The following is a 13,860-nucleotide window of genomic DNA, read 5'->3' as shown; positions in this document are numbered from 1 at the left end:
ACAGAGGGCGGTGTTGGCTGGTCAACCGCGCGAACACCGCACCCAGAACATACCGGACCCACCCAAACCCCGGGCATATATTTTTTAAGGTTTAAGGCAACAAACTTACTAATTTATCTATCCCGGTGCATTGCACATCATCACTCCAACAAGAAAAGCGTCGCCCATGCGGCGCTCACCGAAGTACGTCCACGTACTCACTTTGCCTTGGAGTTCGTCATGGTCACCTCTGCAACAACCTCCGCCCCGCTGATCGAGAAACACACGATCGGCTACGTTCCCCCGGAAGATCGCCATGGAAAGGTCCGGGACCTGTTCACCCTCTGGTTTGGCGGCAACATCGCGCCGCTGCCCATCGTCACCGGCGCCCTCGGTGTGCAACTGTTCCACCTGAACCTGGTGTGGGGCATCGTCGCCATTCTGGTCGGGCATCTGGTCGGCGGCGTGCTGATGGCGCTGCACTCGGCGCAAGGCCCGCAGATGGGCATCCCGCAGATGATCCAGAGCCGCGCCCAGTTCGGCTCCCTCGGTGCGCTGCTGGTGGTGCTGATCGCCGGAGTCATGTACATCGGCTTCTTCGCCTCCAACATCGTCCTCGCCGGCAAGTCCTTGCATGGCGTGGTCGACAGCGTGCCGGTGCCGGTGGGCATCGTTATCGGCGCCCTCGGTTCGGGCATCATCGGCATCATCGGCTACCGCTTCATCCACGTGCTCAACCGCATCGGCACCTGGGTGCTCGGCGCCGGCATCGTGCTCGGCTTCGGCTACATCTTCACCCACGTGCAGACCGCCGACTTTCTCACCCGTGGCAGCTTCAACATCTCCGGCTGGCTCGCCACCGTGTCGTTGGCGGCGCTGTGGCAGATCGCGTTCGCGCCGTACGTCTCCGACTACTCGCGCTACCTGCCGGCCGACATACCCGTGGCCTCGACCTTCTGGACCACCTACCTGGGCACCGTGCTCGGCTCCAGCCTCTCGTTCATCTTCGGCGCCGTCGCCGTCCTCGCCACACCGGTCGGCATGGACACCATGGACTCGGTCAAACTCGCCACCGGCTCCATCGGCCCCTTGATGCTGGTGCTGTTCCTGCTCAGCGTCATCAGCCACAACGCCCTCAACCTCTACGGCGCCGTGCTGTCGCTGATCACCCTGATCCAAACCTTCGCCTACCGCTGGATCCCCACCGCCAAGAGCCGCGCCGTGCTCTCGATCATCGTCCTCGGTGCCTGCTGCTTCGCCGCTGTCGGCGCCTCGGCCGACTTCATCGGCCACTTCGTCGACATGGTGCTGGTACTGCTCGTCGTGCTGGTGCCATGGACCGCGATCAACCTGATCGACTTCTACGCGATCCACAAAGGTCAGTACGACATCGACTCGATCTTCCACGTCGATGGCGGGATCTATGGCCGCTACAACCCACAGGCGCTGTTGGCCTATGCGATCGGGATCATCGTGCAGATTCCATTCATGAACACGCCGCTGTACGTCGGGCCGATTTCCGAGCACATCAACGGCGCGGATCTGTCCTGGGTGGTGGGGCTACTGATTACGTCGCCGCTGTATTTCTGGTTGGCGAGTCGGGACAGTGCTTATAAGCGTCGGTTGTCGACGGGGAAACTGGCGAGCGCCGGGTAAGCGCTAATGCAGATTTTTCAAGCGTAAAAAAAAACCCGCACTGAGTTGCGGGTTTTTTCTATTCTTGCAGCCAGACACTCACTGCGGACACCGAAATGCCCAGCCCCGAATCCACCCTGCTCCAGAGCTGGCACCACAACGCCCAATCCTGGATCGAAGCCATCCGCAACGGCACGCTCGAAAGCCGTGTCCAGGTTACCGACCAGGCCATCCTGTTGGCGATATTGGGCCGGCAGCCCGAGCGCGTGCTCGATCTGGGCTGCGGCGAAGGCTGGCTGTTGCGGGCGCTGGCTAAACGGGGCATTGAGGCGGTCGGGGTGGATGGCGACGGGACGCTGGTCGAGGCGGCGCGGGCGGCGGGGTCTTCGTCGGTGCATGTGGCGAGCTATGAACAGTTGGTCGAGGCGCAGGTGGATATTGGCAGTGGCTTTGATTTGATCTGTGCCAACTTCGCTTTATTGCATCAGGACATCATTCCGCTGCTCGCCGCCATGAACGCCCTGCTCGCCCCCGGCGGCGCGCTGGTGATCCAGACGTTGCACCCCTGGACCGTGGCGGCGGGCGATTATCAGGATGGCTGGCGGGAAGAGACCTTTGCCGGGTTCAAGGGCCAATGGCAACCCATGCCGTGGTACTTTCGCACCTTGTCCAGTTGGCTCAATGCGCTGGACATGGCCGGGTTTCGGCTGGCCGGCCTGCAGGAGCCGCAGCACCCGCAAAGCCCTGTGCCGCAGTCGTTGCTGTTGGTGGCCGAACAACGGGGGTGATCTGTCCCTACGAACTGTCCATCCGCGGTCCATGTGATCACGGCAAGCACACTAGATAAGGTCCGTCTCATGAGCAAAGCGTCCTACGTTCCGCCCAAGGTCTGGAAAAATAACGCACCGTCCGGGGGCCAATTCGCCAGCATCAATCGCCCGATTGCCGGGCCGACCCATGACAAGGCGTTACCCCTGGGCAAGCATCCGTTGCAGCTGTATTCGCTGGCCACGCCCAATGGCGTGAAGGTGACCATCCTGCTCGAGGAACTGCTGGCGCTGGGGCACACCGGCGCCGAGTACGACGCCTGGCTGATCCGCATCGGCGAAGGTGACCAGTTCTCCAGCGGCTTTGTCGAGATCAACCCGAACTCGAAGATCCCGGCGTTGCTGGACCGCAGCGTTGAACCTGCGATTCGCGTGTTCGAGTCCGGTTCGATCCTGCTGTACCTGGCGGAAAAGTTCGGCGCCTTCCTGCCGACTGATCCGGCTGGACGCACCGAAACCCTGAACTGGCTGTTCTGGCAAATGGGCGCGGCACCGTACCTGGGCGGCGGCTTCGGGCATTTCTACGCCTACGCGCCGGAGAAGCTTGAGTACCCGATCAATCGCTTCACCATGGAAGCCAAGCGGCAGCTGGATGTCCTCGATCGTCGTCTTGGTGAAAGCCCTTACCTGGCCGGTGACAGCTACACCATCGCCGACATTGCGGTCTGGCCCTGGTACGGCCAACTGGTGCGCAATAACGTGTACTCGGCGGCCGAGTTTCTCTCGGCCCAGGAATACACCCATGTGCAGCGCTGGGCCGAGGAGATTGCCAAGCGGCCGGCGGTCATCCGTGGGCAACGCGTCAACCGCACATGGGGCGACGAGGCGAGCCAGGTGCCTGAACGGCACCAGGCCGATGATCTGGCTTAGCTGATCACGTCGGCGGCTGGATCGGGCTCACTCGATCCGGCCGCCGGCGCCATGATTTCGCGCAACGACATGGATTTGAAGGCCCCGACCAGGCCGCGCCCCTCCTCCGGGGTACAGGAAACGGCCAAGCGCATGGTCGCCTCTCCGAGATGCCAGATCAGGAACGCAGACTCCCGAACCTGTCGCGCATCGCTATCGGGAAACACCCGCAGCATCGCATCGCTCAGCAACCCGCCTGCCACACGACTCTCCTGCAACTCCAGCGCCATCAGCTGTTTGTCCGCCTGCATCCCGGACCAGATATCCCGCATGGCCGGTGTCGCCAGAACGATTTCGTAATACAGATCGAGCAGCTCGGAATACGCCGTTCTCAGTCCTTGCGCGTCCTCAACGGCGCCCAGCGCCTCTTCGATACAACGACGGCTTTCAGCGTTATAGCGCTCGGCCAGCGTGCGAATCACCGAGCTTTTGTCCGGAAAGTACTGATACAGCGAGCCGATCGAGATCTCTGAACGCTCGGCAATCTCACTCATCTTGACCTGGTCACTGCCCTTGCTCGCGATCAAATCAGTGGCGACGGCGAGAATCCGCTCCTGGCGGTCGCGGCTGCGTTGCTGCGTGGGATTGCGCCGCGTCGGCTCTGCAACAGACGGTTCGACGGTATCGAGGGTTTTCTTGGGCACTGGCGTAAATCTCCCGGACGAGAACATGACATAGGCTCACTTTAGCATCGGACCGATACCGGGCCACCACGGGGGTTTTTGCCGTACGTCGGGCTCGGCAATTCTGTCCGTTGACAGTAAAACATGAGGGACTATCATCTTTTAAACGTGAGCATCACTCACATTAACCCGAAGGAGATGAAACGATGAAAACCGAACAAGAAACCATCCTGATTCTCGGCGCCACCGGCAAAACCGGACGGCGAATTGCCCAACGCCTGCAAGCGGCCGGCCGACCCGTTCGCCTGGGTTCTCGCGCGGCGAGCCCCGCCTTCGACTGGGAAGATCGAAGCACATGGGCGGCTGCGCTGGAGGGCATTTACGCGGTGTACCTTTCCTTTCAACCCGACCTCGCCGTCCCGGGCGCGCTCGAAACGGTTAAAGCGTTCACCGATCAAGCGGTCAACAGCGGCGTCCGCAAACTGGTGTTGCTGTCCGGGCGCGGTGAGGTCGAAGCCGAAGCCGAACAGGCCGAACAGGTCGTACAGAACAGCGGCGTCGACTGGACGATCCTGCGCGCCAGTTGGTTTTTCCAGAATTTCAGCGAAGCGCACTTCCTCGAGCCCATCCAGCAAGGGGAACTTGTCCTGCCCGTGGGCACTATCGCCGAGCCTTTCATCGATGCCGAAGACATTGCCGAAATCGCCGTCGCGGCGCTGACCCAACCTGGACACTCACGCCAACTCTATGAACTGACCGGCCCACGCGCGCTGACCTTTGCCGAAGCGGTCAAGGCAATCGCCCGTGAGACAAAGCGCAATATCCAGTTCGCCTCAGTCCCGGCGGACGATTATCGCCAAGCATTGGAACAGGCAGAACTTCCAGCCGAAGTGATCGACCTGGTGCTGTATCTCTTCACCACCGTGCTCGATGGCCGCAATACGTCGGTAGCCGATGGCGTGCAGCGTGCGTTAGGGCGGCCGGCGCGGGACTTTAGCGATTATGTCCGGCGCACGGCGGCGACCGGGGTGTGGGCCAGCGAAGGATAACGTCCCATTATTCAGTCCGACTTCAATAGCTGAGGGAATGAAGTGCTGAGCAATCATCGTTTGTCCCCCTACGCGATGATGCTCAGAATCGGGCGCAGACGTTACCCGCTGTTTTTCCCTCTGAACGCGTCAGAACCGCCAGAAAGTGAGCCCTTTTCCTTCTTCACCATTCGCCTCAGGAGATCACAATGAATAAAACCATTTCTCGTCGTAGCGGAGGTCAGATATTGGTGGATGCCTTGCGCATCCATGGCGTCAAAAGGGCTTTTTGTGTGCCGGGAGAAAGCTACCTGGCGGTTCTCGACGCATTGCATGACGTGCAAGAAGACATCGATCTGATTGTTTGCCGTCAGGAAGGCGGTGCCGCCTATATGGCAGAAGCCTACGGCAAGCTCACTGGAGCGCCGGGCATCTGCTTCGTGACTCGCGGCCCAGGTGCAACCAACGCCGCGGTTGGCGTCCACACCGCCTTCCAGGACTCGACGCCGATGATCCTCTTCATTGGCCAGGTCGCTCGCGATCAGCAGTATCGCGAAGCATTTCAGGAGGTCGACTTCCGCCAGATGTTTGGCCCCTTGGCGAAGTGGGTCGTACAAATCGACGACACCCGAAGAATTCCCGAACTGGTGAGCCAGGCGTTTCACCGAGCAGTCAATGGCAGGCCGGGGCCGGTCGTGGTCGCCCTGCCAGAAGACGTGCTGACCGAAATGGCCGAGGTCAGTGATGCCGGCGCGTTCAAACGGGTGTTGATGACGCCGGCAGTCGAGCAAATGGCGGCCATGCAGCAACTGCTTGAGCAATCGGAACGGCCATTGATGGTGTTGGGCGGCAGCGGTTGGGATCCCGAGTCCGTGCAGGACATTCGCCTTTTTGCAGAACAGCAGCATCTCCCGGTGGCCGCCTCCTTTCGTTGTCAGGACCTGTTCGACAATCGGCACCCCAACTATGTCGGCGATCTTGGGTTCGCGGCCTCCGCACAGTTGTCGTTAGCCGTGAAAGAGGCTGACCTGCTGCTGGTCGTCGGCTCGCGAATGGGGGAAGTGTCGACAGGCGGATACGTGGCCCTGGATATTCCCGTCCCCAAGCAAACCCTGATTCACATTCACCAAGGTATCGAGGAGCTGGGACGGGTCTATCAACCCGCGTTGGCGATCAACAGCAGTATGTCGAGTTTCGCGAAAGCAGCCGCAGGACTGCCGCCCGCAAACCCGCAAAAAAACCATGAGTGGACGCGCACGCTGAATCAGCATTATCTGCAAAACCTGGAACACGCACCCTCCCCCGGCCCAGTGCAAATGGCCGACATCATTGAGTGGTTGAATCACAGGCTTCCAGATGACGCGATCCTGACCAATGGCGCCGGCAACTATGCCGTCTGGCTTCAACGCTTCTATCAGTTCCGCCATTACCGCACCCAGTTAGGCCCCACCAACGGCTCCATGGGTTACGGCGTGCCGGCTGCCGTGGCCGCCAAACTGACCTGTCCGGATCGCGTGGTGGTTTCGTTCTCCGGGGATGGCTGCTTCTTGATGAATGGTCAGGAGCTCGCCACCGCCGCGCAATACGGGGCCAATGTGATTTTCGTGGTGGTCAACAACGGCATGTACGGAACCATCAGAATGCACCAGGAGCGCAATTACCCTGGGCGCGTGTCCGGTACGCAATTGCACAACCCGGATTTCGCGCACTGGCCCAAGCCTATGGACTGCATGGCGAGGTGGTCGCCGAGACCTGCGACTTTGCGCCCGCCTTCGAGCGCTGCCTGACCATGTCCCGGCCATCGTTGATTGAGGTCAGAGTCGACCCGGAAGCCTTGACCCCTCGTCTCAGCCTGACGCAGATCAGAGAGCAATCAAGCAAAAAGTAAGCGACCATTTCCAGGGTCGGTCGTCAAACAGTCGATTGCACCACCGCTTGCCGCCCCTTGAAGGCCAGTGAACGGCGGTGGTTAATAAACGCTAAGACAATGCACATAATGCCTGCCATCGGCTCGGTGGCTGCTGACGTTTGCAGGGCCTAACCAACATCCAGCACGGAACGCACATGAATTTTTTCAAGAAGCTTCTCGGTTCACTGAAAGGTCCAGCAACCCGGGACGCCCAGCCACCTCACGCACTTTCCGAGCCGGTAGCTGCCGACAACCCGACAGCATTCGAAGTGGCCAATGAGGCCGCTCGACAAGCCAGCGAGGCGTGCCTGGATCGTCATTGGCGCGCGGTCGGCACCGTCGAGCAGGATGTCCTTGCCTACTTCATCAGTCCGAGCCTGTCAGGTGGACCTTACTGGCCCTCGACCCGCCAGGCCTACCGGGTGGTCCGCCGTGGCGATTCGATCATCCTGGCCACCGAAGGCCTGTCCGACCCGTTCGATGATGCTGAAGGGATGGGCAATGGTTTCGAAATGGAGTTATTCATCGAAACCGCCGATATCCCCGTGCACGCCCGCGGCCCTGTGGGTGAGGTCAATCCTTTCCAGCGCAGTTGGGCCTTCGAGCTGCTGGAACACGTGGCCAAGACCGTGGCCGACGCGGGAGGAATCACCCATCAGCTTGAACAATACGGCGCGCTCTCCCTCGAATGTCCCGGGGTCAGCCAGTCGCACCACATGAAAGATCAACTTCCCCAACATTTCATCACCGCTGACGACTCGACCGGCGTCCTGCTGGGCGCCCCGGAAGCGGATTTCCCGACCCGCCTGGACGACATGCCCTTATCGCCGGTCAGCCTGGTTCCGGTGGTATTGATCACGGCGTCGGAGCTTGAATACGTCCGTGCCGGTGGACGCGCGGCGCGCGAGGATCTGGTGATCCGTCTGAAAGCTGCGGGCGTCGGGCATATGAGCAGCCTGCAGCGTGCCAGCGTTGTGTGACCGGGCGGTTCAAAATGAAAATTTACCGTCCAAGGTTCTGGTCGCTGGATTCGGGCATTGATTACAGCGCCCCGGTCATCCACCTCAACGATATCGTGCCGGCCGTGGGTAAAAAGACATTCGCGTTCTTTGATCGCGACGACCGCCTGGAAGCCGGCGCAACCATTCTGCTGATCTTGTGCCCCCCCGTGTCCGACTTGAATGGCTGGAGTGAACAACCTTCCGAAATTGCGCAAAGCCATCTCTTGAAAGCACACGTCATCGGCGTGGCCCAAGCGTGCGCGCATCCAGATCCCCAGGGCGAGCGCAAGTACGAACTTGAGATCCTCTCTTGCGAACGGTTACTGCCAGCCCTGCAAGCACTTCCAGAGGAGTCGACATCCTGGAATCTGCAAGGCATTGGCAGCGAGCAAGGGAATTTTCTGGCATGGGATGAGCTGCACTGGTGTGGTCGCGCGATCGTTGAAGGATTTACCTATTTAACGGCGAATACCTCAAACGAGGCGCACCTGGAATTGATCCTCGAGGAATCCGGCGACGAGCTGATCGGGCTTTTTTCAGTGCACATCGATCCCGGTGGCACCTTTCATGAGATGGGCAGGAAGCAGCTCACGGGCGAGGAACGACGAGTCGTCGAACGGGCCATTAAGCTGGCGCACCCGCTGCAAGATTCACAGGCGCTCTACTTGGTGCAGTGACGCGTCGGCATCCGTCACTCTTCAAACCGCCCCGTGCCTTCACGATCACCCGCGTACCGTCGCGTCAGCGGAAACGCCGGCAACCAGGCCTCGCGACGCACGGTCCAGCTTTCATAGGTGGGCGTCAGTTGGTCGGGTGCGTCCAGGCAGCCGAGGTTGACTTCGATTTCGTCGGCGCTGCGGTTGAACACCGACGAGCCGCAGCGGGGACAGAAACACCGCCCGGCGTAGTCGCGGGTTTCGCCTTCGATCGCCACCGCCTCCTGGGGGAAAATCGCCGAAGCGTGAAATAACGCTCCGTGATATTTGCGGCAGTCGAGGCAGTGACACAGGCCGACGCGATAGGGTCGGCCCGAGGCCTCGATCCGGACATTGCCGCACAGGCAGCCGCCAGTGAATCGGTCCATGCTGTGTCTCCTCTGAAATCATGCGATGGGCCTGTTAAAAATAGTCCAAGCAACCCCCGTAACAAACCTGTCACGCCCCGCCTGCTATCTTCCCCGCCCTGCCCCCATTGCCCTGCCCAAGGTGCCCCTCAAGGTGTTCTCAACCTCGACACGCCAGTCAATCATCCTCAGGTCCAACGACATGCGCTGCGACGACTTCGGCGCGCTGTTCTCGAAGCTGTTCGGCAACCGCTACGCCGACACGCCGCCCCCGCCGGGGCACATCATCATCGGCGGGGTCTACGGCCGGCACGAAGGCGTGAGTTTTCGCCGCATGCACTATCGAGGCGACTTCACGGTGGCCTTTCCCGATCCCGTGGATGAAATCACCTTCGTCATTCCCACCGCTGGCACGATTGTCTTCAACCACGGCACCGAGTCGGTAGGCGTTGCCCACGTTGGGCTGGCGATCGACAAGGCGGATATTCGCTCGATGCGGTTTATCGACAACCATGCGCAGCACGGGATTTCGATCCGGCGCGGGCTGATCACCGAACGTCTGTCGATGCTGCTGGGCAAGCCGATCTTGAACCCGCTGATTTTCGAGCCGCAGGTGGATCTGGATTCCCCGGCGTTCCAGGGCATCAAGGCTTTGATCGATCTGGCCACGGGCACCGAGTTCGACCTGCTGATCAACGCCGGTACGCTGATGCCCTCGCGCCTTCGGGAAATGCTGGTGGACGCGGTGCTGGAGGCCTGGCCGCACAACTTCAGCCAAGCCCTTCGCCGCCCTGAGCCGCTGATTGCGCCACGGCATGTGAAGCGGGCGGTCGAGTACATTCAGGCACATCCCGACAACCTGGTCAGCGGCACGGAGCTGGCGCGGCTGAGCAACGTCAGCCAGCGTGCTTTGCAGGAGGGGTTTCGGCGGTTTGTGGGGATGTCGATCGTGGCCTATCAGCGGCAGGTGCGTCTGGAGCGCGCCTACGCTGCACTGGCGGACGGTGCGTTCACGTCCGTGACCGAGGTGGCCGTGCGATACGGGTTCAGCAATGTCGGCAGGTTTTTCCAGTACTTCCAGAACGCCTACGGTATCAGCCCGGCGGAGGCGAAAAACGGCTTGAAAACCCGACGCTGAACACGACGAGCAACCTGTGGCGAGGGAGCTTGCTCCCGCTGGGTCGCGAAGCGGCCCCCTGCTCTATCTGAAAAGCAGGGGACTGCTGCGCAGTCCAGCGGGAGCAAGCTCCCTCGCCACAGTTTGGGTGTTGATCAGAACAGATAGCTGGCCTTGAGACCGCCGCTGAAGCCGTGGCTGTCACCTCCACCGCTGGCGCCGACTTCGGCACCCAGGCTCAATGCGCCAAGGTTGGCCATGAGATTGACGCCGCCGCTGAACTGATCGCGGTTGTCGAAGGCAGCACGCTGTTCGATGTCCAGGCCCAGCAAGTGGCCTTCGCTGTCGACGGTGTGATCGCCCAGCACATGCTCGTAACCCACTTCAACACCCGGCACCAGGTTCCACGCGCCCATGCCCATCGGTGCGAACGAGGCCTTGAGGCTGGCCACGGCGCTGCGGCGGGTGGCCTGGAGGCCATCGACATCGAGGGCCAGTTCGCTGCCCTTCTCCTGAAAGCCCGACACGTCCAGATGACTGACGCGCACACCGAGACTCGGTTCGAGGATCATGCCGCTCACCGGCAAACGGTAGCCCAGCGCCAGGCTCGCCCCGCTGAGGTTGCCATGGCTGTCGCCCTTGGCCGAACCGAGCCCACCGCCGAGGTCGCGCTTGCTGTCGTAGTCGAGCCAACCGGCATTGACGTCGGCGTCGACAAATAGTCCGCGTTCCAGACCGCCCGGCGCATAACGCGCACCCACGCTGAAAAAGGTCAGGTCGGTATCCGCCTCGCCGCCCGCCCCGCCGACATTGCCGCGACTGTAGCCGAAGCCGGCATGGGCGCTAAGTTGTTCGGATAAGCGTTGCGTCAGGCCGACCATCAACCCTTGGCTGTGCTCGTTGCTGCTGGCGGTGTGGGCCGAGCCGTCAGTGCCCAGATAGCCCGTCAGCGCGGTGCTCCATAACCGGTATTGGCCGACCTTGAGGTCCGTGCCGCTGCTGAACGGCGCCGACGCCTGTTCGATCATCGCGCCTTGACGCAGCAGATAACTGGCAGCGTCCGCATGCACCTGGCCGCCGACGGTGGATTCGACCCCACCGAGGCTGCCGGCATCGATGGCCGATTGCAGGTAGTTGTTGTAGGCGCTGTAGGTACCGGAGAGGTGGCTGTTCTGCAACTGTTGCAACAACTGCGCGCCGGCAGCGGCGTTGCCGATCAGGCCGGCCTGGCCCGGCAGGCTGTTGTATTCGACCATTTTGCCGCGCAACACATAGAGGGTTTCCTGGGACAGACCCAGGCCTTGCTTGAGGTAATTGTCCATGCTGCCGTATTGCGCGATCACCTGATCCAGACCTGCCTGCAAGTAGCTGGCCTCGACCCCGAGCAGCGGCGCATAGACCGCTGCCATGCCCGCCGGCATCGCCTTCAGGGTCGCGGCCACCCGCGCGGCGGTGTAGTCGTTGGTCGCCAGGTAGTTGCTCATGATCGTGGCGCTGTCGACGCCTGCGATGCTCTGCAACACAGCCGCGGTCCAACCGGTGCGGTCCTTGCCGGCGGTGCAGTGGAACAGCGCGGCGCCGTCGACACTCGCCAGTTCATTGAACAACCGGGTGAACTGGCTGCGCATCCCCGCATCACTGACGAACGCGCGGTTGGTCTGCTGCATCATGGCGATGGCATCGGCGGCGCTTTTGAACGAGACCGTGGTGATGTTCGCGCCGGACGTGGTGCTGCCGATGATGTCGATGTTCTCGTAGGTCGCCCCGGTGAGTAGTGTGTCGGGCGTGGCGGCGATCTCACTCGGCGTGCGCAGGTCGTAGATCGCCTTCATGCCGAGGCCATTCAACGTGGCCAGATCCGCCGCCGACGGCGTCAGCGCGTTGGAGCGATAGAACACGCCGCTGCGCATCGTGCCATCGTGGGCCGTGGAGTAGGCGGTGGTAATGCCGGCGATATCGCGGAAATTGTCGATGCTGCGCAGGTGCGGAGTATCGAGGGCAGTGCTCTCGGCAGCCTGGGCGGCGGCAATGGACAGGCTCAAAACGGACAGCGAACACAGAAGACGTTGAAACACGGGGCAGCCTCATTGGAAACGCGTTGGGCTGGCCACTATCTGCAATGAAGTGAGACTGAATGTGACAAATGGCCGAGGGTTGAAAATGCCGGCGCGATGGGGCCGTGGTGTGCGTTTTCTGTCCATGTTCGTGCGACTTGTGCCGCTCGTCAGTGGCTTAGCACCTTTTCCCGTCCTGTTCTTCCAACGTTTTGTACCCTTCGCTGGAGGATAAAACGATGAACAGAACAATCGCCGCGCTCACCTTCGCGAGCCTGCTGATGCCCTGCAGCCTTGTCGCGTTGGCCGCCGAGAAGACCGCCGCAGAATCCGCCACCCCGGCCACCGCTGAATCCAACGACGAAAAGGCCAACAAAAAGGGCGAGGAAGCGTCAGGTTCAAGCTCCGGCGCCGACTCCCAATCCATGGAAAAAGAAGCCGACTCCTCGACCGAAATGACGGACAAACCACAACCGCCGAAACAGTGACGGTGTTGCCCCAAGTTGTGCGCGACATCCGTAATGCGTCCCGGCACATGCGTGATTCCCGGCACCGGGTTTGCGTTGAGCGTCAGGGCACAAAATAAAACCCTCTATTACAGTCGCTGCCCCCCTTATCTTTTATTCATATGAGATTTCAAACGGCAAGCTCGAATTCGCCACCCCGGCCTTGATCGCTTGGCCATTGAGCACATACGCCGCACCGACTTCGACCGTTCCATAACCCGCACCGCCGCCGACGGATTTCAAGTTACCGACGATGGTGTTATCGAAGGTGCTCCCCAGGTTGATAATCCGATTGCCTTCATTCACCGCAACGATCGCAATGGCGCCACCCTTGGCTGCGTTGCCGCCCCCGGTCCCGGTGACCTTGAGTAACCGACGATCATTGGGATCGACGCCCGTGCCGCCCGTCGTCGCTTTAAAGGTCATCACAATGGTCCGGAAGGAACCTCTTGAGGCGCAAAAGACTTCCAGTGTGATTTTCCTGACGCCCTGGGTCACGAAAGACGCACCGCTGACACTCGGCATATTGGTAAAGGCCACATCCCCCATGTTGATCTTCTGTTTGAGGTCACCGGTCTCGACACTGCAGCTTTTATCCACATAAGTACCGGTAAAACGGACGGTGCCTGTCGCTGCAAACGTCATGCTCGGGAGCAGGACGGAGACTACAAAAGCGCTTATTGAACTTGAAACGTTCTTCATTGACTTGATCACCCCGCAATTGGCACTGCTCAATCTGTTTCTTTAATCACCGAACGATTGTGAACAATGCCCGAAGCTGTCCAGACTAGAGATTGGCGTGGAAGATCGTTGTAGGAGCACTCCGATGAAAATGTAGGACCACAACGATCGATCATGAATGATGGGGACTACAAAAAAGGTGTCTCGATTCTGCTGGCGTGGCACGTAAACTGATCCACACTCAATCCCAATCGAAAAAATCATGAGGCCCGCAGTGCGAACATTTGATCTGATCCGCGATGCCGTTTTGCCTGAGTTCCGCGACCGGGTGTCCGAATACCTGGTCGAGTACGAAATCGTGCTGCGCGAGCAGGCGCCCGATTCGGAGTCGGTGCGCGCGGTCGCCAACCAGTTGCGCGGGTATTTGCGCGGCCTCAACACCACGCGAGTGCTGGGCATGGCCGACTGGGAAGAGCTGGATCGGCGGATTGTGGAGTCGTGGTTGTAGCGCCGGCCTCTGCGAAAAAC

Annotated in this window: 13 protein-coding genes and 1 pseudogene; 10 read left to right on the top strand and 4 right to left on the bottom strand. The window is 60.7% G+C overall.

Features of this window, described 5'->3' with window-relative positions:
• Positions 1-219 precede the first annotated feature (219 nt).
• The 3 genes from ACY4LX_RS14530 (at position 220) to yghU (ending at position 3,311) form a co-directional block, all read left to right on the top strand.
• A complete protein-coding gene (locus ACY4LX_RS14530) occupies positions 220-1,635 on the top strand; it encodes a purine-cytosine permease family protein (protein ID WP_463260333.1) in 1,416 nt (471 codons plus the stop codon).
• 95 nt (positions 1,636-1,730) lie between these two features.
• Complete coding sequence (locus ACY4LX_RS14525) at positions 1,731-2,402, top strand: class I SAM-dependent methyltransferase (RefSeq protein WP_463260332.1); 672 nt, start codon at positions 1,731-1,733, stop codon at positions 2,400-2,402.
• Positions 2,403-2,471: 69 nt separating this feature from the next.
• On the top strand, positions 2,472-3,311 hold the full coding sequence (gene yghU / locus ACY4LX_RS14520; protein ID WP_463260331.1) for a glutathione-dependent disulfide-bond oxidoreductase: 840 nt from the start codon (positions 2,472-2,474) through the stop codon (positions 3,309-3,311).
• On the opposite strand, the gene ACY4LX_RS14515 is transcribed toward yghU, so the two are convergent.
• Positions 3,308-4,021: a TetR/AcrR family transcriptional regulator gene (locus ACY4LX_RS14515; RefSeq protein WP_463260330.1), complete on the bottom strand. Its 714-nt coding sequence runs from the start codon at positions 4,019-4,021 to the stop codon at positions 3,308-3,310. The two genes, yghU and ACY4LX_RS14515, sit on opposite strands and share 4 nt — an antisense overlap.
• A 158-nt stretch (positions 4,022-4,179) precedes the next feature.
• Here ACY4LX_RS14515 and ACY4LX_RS14510 point away from each other — a divergent pair, with 158 nt between their 5' ends.
• The 4 genes and pseudogenes from ACY4LX_RS14510 (at position 4,180) to ACY4LX_RS14495 (ending at position 8,588) form a co-directional block, all read left to right on the top strand.
• Entirely contained in the window at positions 4,180-5,022 is an 843-nt protein-coding gene (locus ACY4LX_RS14510; protein WP_463260329.1) for an NAD(P)H-binding protein, read from the top strand.
• Between the two features lie 188 nt (positions 5,023-5,210).
• A pseudogene (locus ACY4LX_RS14505) lies at positions 5,211-6,889 on the top strand (thiamine pyrophosphate-binding protein).
• Between the two features lie 176 nt (positions 6,890-7,065).
• Positions 7,066-7,890, top strand: a complete 825-nt coding sequence (locus ACY4LX_RS14500) for a suppressor of fused domain protein (RefSeq protein WP_463260328.1) — start codon at positions 7,066-7,068, stop codon at positions 7,888-7,890.
• A gap of 14 nt (positions 7,891-7,904) precedes the next feature.
• Positions 7,905-8,588 (top strand): hypothetical protein, encoded by a 684-nt coding sequence (locus ACY4LX_RS14495; RefSeq protein WP_463260327.1) that lies wholly within the window; start codon positions 7,905-7,907, stop codon positions 8,586-8,588.
• A 14-nt stretch (positions 8,589-8,602) separates the two neighbouring features.
• Here the strand turns inward: ACY4LX_RS14495 and ACY4LX_RS14490 are convergent, their stop codons facing one another.
• Entirely contained in the window at positions 8,603-8,995 is a 393-nt protein-coding gene (locus tag ACY4LX_RS14490; protein WP_463260326.1) for a GFA family protein, read from the bottom strand.
• A 181-nt stretch (positions 8,996-9,176) separates the two neighbouring features.
• On the opposite strand from ACY4LX_RS14490, the gene ACY4LX_RS14485 reads away from it, so the two are divergent.
• The gene (locus ACY4LX_RS14485) at positions 9,177-10,112 is read left to right on the top strand and encodes a helix-turn-helix transcriptional regulator (protein ID WP_463260325.1); all 936 of its coding nucleotides are present in this window, start codon (positions 9,177-9,179) and stop codon (positions 10,110-10,112) included.
• Between the two features lie 134 nt (positions 10,113-10,246).
• Here the strand turns inward: ACY4LX_RS14485 and ACY4LX_RS14480 are convergent, their stop codons facing one another.
• On the bottom strand, positions 10,247-12,166 hold the full coding sequence (locus ACY4LX_RS14480; RefSeq protein WP_463260324.1) for a tyrosine-protein phosphatase: 1,920 nt from the start codon (positions 12,164-12,166) through the stop codon (positions 10,247-10,249).
• A 218-nt stretch (positions 12,167-12,384) separates the two neighbouring features.
• Between ACY4LX_RS14480 and ACY4LX_RS14475 the strand changes: the two genes are divergently transcribed.
• On the top strand, positions 12,385-12,633 hold the full coding sequence (locus ACY4LX_RS14475; RefSeq protein ID WP_463260323.1) for a hypothetical protein: 249 nt from the start codon (positions 12,385-12,387) through the stop codon (positions 12,631-12,633).
• A 132-nt stretch (positions 12,634-12,765) separates the two neighbouring features.
• On the opposite strand, the gene ACY4LX_RS14470 is transcribed toward ACY4LX_RS14475, so the two are convergent.
• Positions 12,766-13,386: a fimbrial protein gene (locus ACY4LX_RS14470; protein ID WP_463260322.1), complete on the bottom strand. Its 621-nt coding sequence runs from the start codon at positions 13,384-13,386 to the stop codon at positions 12,766-12,768.
• Positions 13,387-13,606: 220 nt separating this feature from the next.
• Between ACY4LX_RS14470 and ACY4LX_RS14465 the strand changes: the two genes are divergently transcribed.
• On the top strand, positions 13,607-13,840 hold the full coding sequence (locus tag ACY4LX_RS14465) for a hypothetical protein (RefSeq protein WP_149658470.1): 234 nt from the start codon (positions 13,607-13,609) through the stop codon (positions 13,838-13,840).
• Positions 13,841-13,860: the final 20 nt, after the last annotated feature.

The organism is Pseudomonas sp. Emmai (genome assembly GCF_055179735.1).
The sequence above is the reverse complement of the archived record's forward strand: the minus strand, read 5'-3'. Positions and strand labels throughout refer to the sequence as shown.